We start from the raw sequence: 4,463 nt of genomic DNA, 5'->3' as shown, positions 1-4,463 counted from the left end.
AGTAAAGACTTTGTTCTCAATTGCTATCTTCCCATGCTCATATTTCAGTTCCATACAATGCCCTTTATTTTATTCAATGCTCTCTCTGATGCTTTGCCAAGGCTTATCCGGTCATCCTTCATCCTTATAGAGTTCTATCGCAATTTTTCCCTGTTTTCACTTTTACTTACCTCACTATCTTCTACATTCTTAGAATATATAACATCTTCCCCCTCAAACTTATCCACGAATTCATCTGAGGACATCTCATATCTCTTCTCAAATCCTTCGACTTCTTCCCTTATTAATCCCAGCTTCGGCTCCGATAATGCAAGTTCTCTCCGAAGCGATTCTTTAACGATTGTAACCTCTTCTCTGCCAAGGATGTTTTCATTCCCGCCATCTCCTATGTTTTTATTTGCATTTATATTCATCATCTTCTTCACCCCATCCTCCCCAGCCAGAATATATAATTCGGATCTTTCAACCACTCCCTCATTCGGGGAGCCCATGAGAACACCCCACACTCACCATATTTCTCCAATAACTCAACCGCTCTCTCAAATCCTTTTTTGAATATTCTTACAGAGGGCGTCTCCCCCAGCGTTTCGACGATTTTGGATAGTTTTTCCACAAGAAGCACATTAACTATACCTCCGCAATGTCTTGAGTACCAGATTGAAGCCCTGTACAACGCACGATCGAGCCTGTTTAGTTTTCTCCAGTTACCGTTTCTAAGCCCTTTCTTCAGCCATGTGAGGAGTTTGCAGTGTTTAAGGATTTGCATGATGTTATTTTAGTTCATTCATAGCTATATAAAGCTATCTACCAATTTACCAATTCGGCATTTTACCGGTTGTTAGGGATAAAGCGGTATGATACCTTCTTGTCTTGTAAATATCAAAAATGATGAAGCTTGTTGGGAGCGATTTTCCTTAAGATGACAGATAGAATGAAAGAACTGAACTGGAAAGGAGTTAGGGAAGAGAAGCAAAAACAGAGAATGAGACCCCTGAAAAAGGTGGTAGCTATTGAGTCCTCCGAAACGGCTGTGAACTACTTGAAGAGGAACATGAAAGAGAGTCAGAGGTTGAGACCGTTGAAATAGCGAATAGAAACTGGATGGCATTGGATTAGGATATAAACGGAGGAAAAGGTAAGAAGCTACGAACTTGCTCGAAAAATTCAGCCAAGACAGATAATTAGGTAGTTATATTCTGCCAGTTCTCACGCAATGCATAAATAATCGCGCCAAATCCCAAACTAACTGCTATAATAACTATTAACACACCGGCATAGGGAATTCTGAAGAGCAGGCTTAGAATGACAAACCCGAGAACAAAAATCAGCAAATCATTAAACTTAAGCTTAAAATTAAGCTTAAACTTAACTTTAAATAAGTCCACAATCTTCCTGCCAACGGCGAAGGATACGAAAATACTGGAGAGCATCAATGCTATGATAAAAAGCATTCCCATAATTAACGCAATCGGAAAACCAACAATGGTTAGAGATAGCAAGGTTATCACAATTACTGATGCGATTATAAGAACGAATCCTACCAGTGTATTTTTTACCGGAGATTTCCTTATTTCACTTTCTACGATAAAGAATTGCCTCGGGAACAACTTGAGCAAGATTATACCGACTATCAGGAACCCGGCGGTCATGAGAATGCTAAAGATATTTATCAAATTTCGTAAACCCCGCAGACCCTCGTTTTTCTTAAAATCTATACTACCCGCACTTCCGGTATTCAGGAAATTATCCGCTCTTACAGTTAAATTGCCAAGAATCTTGCCCGCATTGGAAACATTCCCACCGGTAATGACTGCATCCCTGTTAATAACCGTAGTAGAGTGGATGTCAATATCACCGCCTGCAATAACAGCATTTTCTGCAGCTCCTCTCAAGTCTATGTCCCCGCCTGCAGCCACAATTTTTCCTTTAATATCAGAATTAACCAATATTTGCCCGCCAGCAACAAAAACATCACCGCTTACCGGTGCATTGATAGTAACAGTGCCACCCGCAATCACAGCACTCGTAACTGGAGCATTGATGGTTACAGTACCACCCGTAGCAAAAACATCATCATCTATGGGAGAATCAATTGATACCTGATCGTCAGATAACATCTGCAGTGCATGAACGTGTGGTAAAAGCAACAGCAAAATTAACAGTAAGGAGAGGAATATCAGCCGCTTCATACTACCATCAAATGTGAGCTCAAGCTTCATAATATGATTTTATAACTTCTATTCTATCGTTTTTATCATAATAAAAGCCTTTCGGTAAGGTAAGGTAATCATGAAACAGAAAAGTTCGGCTTTCGTAGTTGCAGGAACGCACAGTGGCGTGGGAAAGACCACGCTCACTATTGGGCTTATTTCCGCATTTCGTCGTCGCGGATACGATGTCCAGACGTTCAAAGTGGGTCCTGACTTCATAGATACGAGTCTGCACACGCTTGCCGCGGGAAACCCATCAAGAAATCTTGATACCTTCATGATGCCACGTTCTGCGGTTATCCAGTCATTCAGGAAGAACATGTCGGAAGTGACGATAGTTGAGGGCGTTATGGGTCTCTTTGATGGCGCTTCCGCAGCCGCGGGAGGGCAGGGTAGCACCTCGCACCTTGCAAAACTATTGGACATACCGGTAGTCCTCGTTGTTGATGCCCACGCGCTTGCGGGCAGTGTTAGTGCATTAGTCCACGGGTATAAGACCTTTGACCCTTCGCTAAAGTTCGCTGGCGTCATCCTGAACAGGGTTGGAAGTGAACGGCACCGGGAGCTACTTGAAGAGGCATTACGAGGAGTTACGACTGTTTTTGGGGCTATTCCAAAGGACGAATACCTGAAAATCCCGGAAAGACACTTAGGGCTCTTTATGGCTCATGAGATTGACCACACGGTATTGAACAGCTATTCAAAACTCATAGAGGATAATATAGACATGGATAGCTTGCTTGAGGCGACAGAGGTAAAGATTCCTGGTGCTGAGGCTGAGACTGCTGCTGGTGCTGAGCCGCAGTTAAAGGCTGTTGATGCTGTCAGGATAGGGGTGGCGATGGACGAGGCGTTTTGTTTCTACTATCCGGAGAACTTGGACGTATTGCGTGATTTCGGTGCTGAAGTCGTTCCGTTCTCTCCGCTTCGGGACGATTTGCCTGATGTTGACGGTTTCTACATCGGTGGCGGCTATCCTGAACTATACGCAGAGCAGCTGGAAGAGAACGGTTCTTTACGTGAGGCGCTTGTTGATGCGATTCGGCATGGGTCGCCGCTCTATGCTGAATGCGGTGGCTTGCTTTACTGCCTTGAGCAACTTGAAGGTAGGGAGATGCTCGGCTTATTCAAAGGTTCTGCAAAGCTCACAAACCGGCTCCATGCGGTGGGCTATGTCGAAGCGGTTTCCGTAGTGGACAACCTTTTTTTCCCGCGTGGTGCAAGATTCCGCGGGCACGAGTTCCATTATTCTACTGTGAACGGAGTTACGGCGGAATTCGCATACGAGCTTCTAAAAGGTGTTGGAATAGAGAACAAAAGGGATGGAATATACCAAGGGAACGTCCTCGCTTCTTATACCCATCTTCACGCATTGGGGATGGGCACCGAGAAGGCGTTTCTGAGGTTCCTGGGGACTGTGGCTGCAGCTACGAGGTGAGGGGTAATATGTAATATGTAATGTTTTCATTATCAATGAAGATATATATCACAAAAGCTTCGAATGATTACTAATGAATACAGAATATCAAAAAATCATGAATACAAGACAAGACAGCTTAAAGAGATAGCTGTTCAACAGAGGGAAGATCTAAAAGAGGAGGACAGGGGAATAGAGCGAGAAAGTCTGGATGCGATAAGAAAATATCTGAAGATTTCACATGCAGTGAATTTTAACAAAGACATTTCAGGAGATTGCCAACTACCTCATGGCAAATGTCTCAAACACCATCAGCTACAGCAGACTAAAGAATATCTTTCATCTGGGGAGCGTGAATACCGTGAAGAATTATATTGAATATCAGGAGAACTGTTTTTTAATCTTCTTTGTCAATCAATTTTCATATTCTGGCAGTAAGCGATTATTATCGCCGAAGAAGGTTTACTGTATAGACATAGGGTTGCGAAATGCAGTCTCTTTTAAATTCTCCGCGAACATCGGACGGGTAATAGAGAATCTCGTGTTTATAGAATTGAAGCGTCGGGCTTCATCTTCAGACTCAACAGAGGTATATTACTATCACTGGAAGAATAAGGGGTAGGTAGATTTTGTGACTGTTAGAATGTTAAAACCAAAAGCTTCAAGCTGTGCTTCTACTGCCTCCCTCTGATACCTGATCCTTATAGTGGTTGCTTCCACCTGACAGAAGAGCAACACACGTCCATCAGAGAAGTTACCCATTTGGATAACATCTATTATCAAAAAACAAGCTTTTAAATAGACGTCTTTCAACAAGACCTATAATTCGGTGATAA

The 4,463-nt window shown here is 42.9% G+C and carries 7 protein-coding genes; 4 read left to right on the top strand and 3 right to left on the bottom strand.

The features are described from left to right. Positions 1-134 precede the first annotated feature (134 nt). Positions 135-425 (bottom strand): hypothetical protein, encoded by a 291-nt coding sequence (locus J7J01_03190; GenBank protein ID MCD6209894.1) that lies wholly within the window; start codon positions 423-425, stop codon positions 135-137. Then, positions 422-766, bottom strand: a complete 345-nt coding sequence (locus tag J7J01_03185; protein ID MCD6209893.1) for a hypothetical protein — start codon at positions 764-766, stop codon at positions 422-424. Before J7J01_03185 ends, J7J01_03190 begins: the two co-directional genes overlap by 4 nt. A gap of 153 nt (positions 767-919) precedes the next feature. Between J7J01_03185 and J7J01_03180 the strand changes: the two genes are divergently transcribed. Then, complete coding sequence (locus tag J7J01_03180; GenBank protein MCD6209892.1) at positions 920-1,087, top strand: hypothetical protein; 168 nt, start codon at positions 920-922, stop codon at positions 1,085-1,087. A gap of 94 nt (positions 1,088-1,181) precedes the next feature. On the opposite strand, the gene J7J01_03175 is transcribed toward J7J01_03180, so the two are convergent. Beyond that, positions 1,182-2,219, bottom strand: a complete 1,038-nt coding sequence (locus J7J01_03175) for a hypothetical protein (protein MCD6209891.1) — start codon at positions 2,217-2,219, stop codon at positions 1,182-1,184. A 70-nt stretch (positions 2,220-2,289) separates the two neighbouring features. Between J7J01_03175 and J7J01_03170 the strand changes: the two genes are divergently transcribed. The 3 genes from J7J01_03170 (at position 2,290) to J7J01_03160 (ending at position 4,249) form a co-directional block, all read left to right on the top strand. Beyond that, positions 2,290-3,648: a cobyrinate a,c-diamide synthase gene (locus tag J7J01_03170; protein MCD6209890.1), complete on the top strand. Its 1,359-nt coding sequence runs from the start codon at positions 2,290-2,292 to the stop codon at positions 3,646-3,648. Positions 3,649-3,711: 63 nt separating this feature from the next. Next, entirely contained in the window at positions 3,712-4,005 is a 294-nt protein-coding gene (locus J7J01_03165; GenBank protein MCD6209889.1) for a hypothetical protein, read from the top strand. Beyond that, positions 3,989-4,249, top strand: a complete 261-nt coding sequence (locus tag J7J01_03160) for an ATP-binding protein (protein ID MCD6209888.1) — start codon at positions 3,989-3,991, stop codon at positions 4,247-4,249. Before J7J01_03165 ends, J7J01_03160 begins: the two co-directional genes overlap by 17 nt. Positions 4,250-4,463 lie beyond the last annotated feature (214 nt).

It is taken from the genome of Methanophagales archaeon (assembly GCA_021159465.1).
GTDB lineage: Archaea > Halobacteriota > Syntropharchaeia > Alkanophagales > Methanospirareceae > G60ANME1.
The sequence above is the reverse complement of the archived record's forward strand: the minus strand, read 5'-3'. Positions and strand labels throughout refer to the sequence as shown.

What these genes read in the sequence shown, in the direction of transcription:
- J7J01_03170 (MCD6209890.1), top strand. Translation starts at nt 2,290, where the DNA reads ATGAAACAGAAAAGTTCGGCTTTCGTAGTTGCAGGAACGCACAGTGGC.
- J7J01_03180 (MCD6209892.1), top strand. Translation starts at nt 920, where the DNA reads ATGACAGATAGAATGAAAGAACTGAACTGGAAAGGAGTTAGGGAAGAG.
- J7J01_03175 (MCD6209891.1), bottom strand. Translation starts at nt 2,219, where the DNA reads ATGAAGCTTGAGCTCACATTTGATGGTAGTATGAAGCGGCTGATATTC.
- J7J01_03165 (MCD6209889.1), top strand. Translation starts at nt 3,712, where the DNA reads ATGATTACTAATGAATACAGAATATCAAAAAATCATGAATACAAGACA.
- J7J01_03185 (MCD6209893.1), bottom strand. Translation starts at nt 766, where the DNA reads ATGCAAATCCTTAAACACTGCAAACTCCTCACATGGCTGAAGAAAGGG.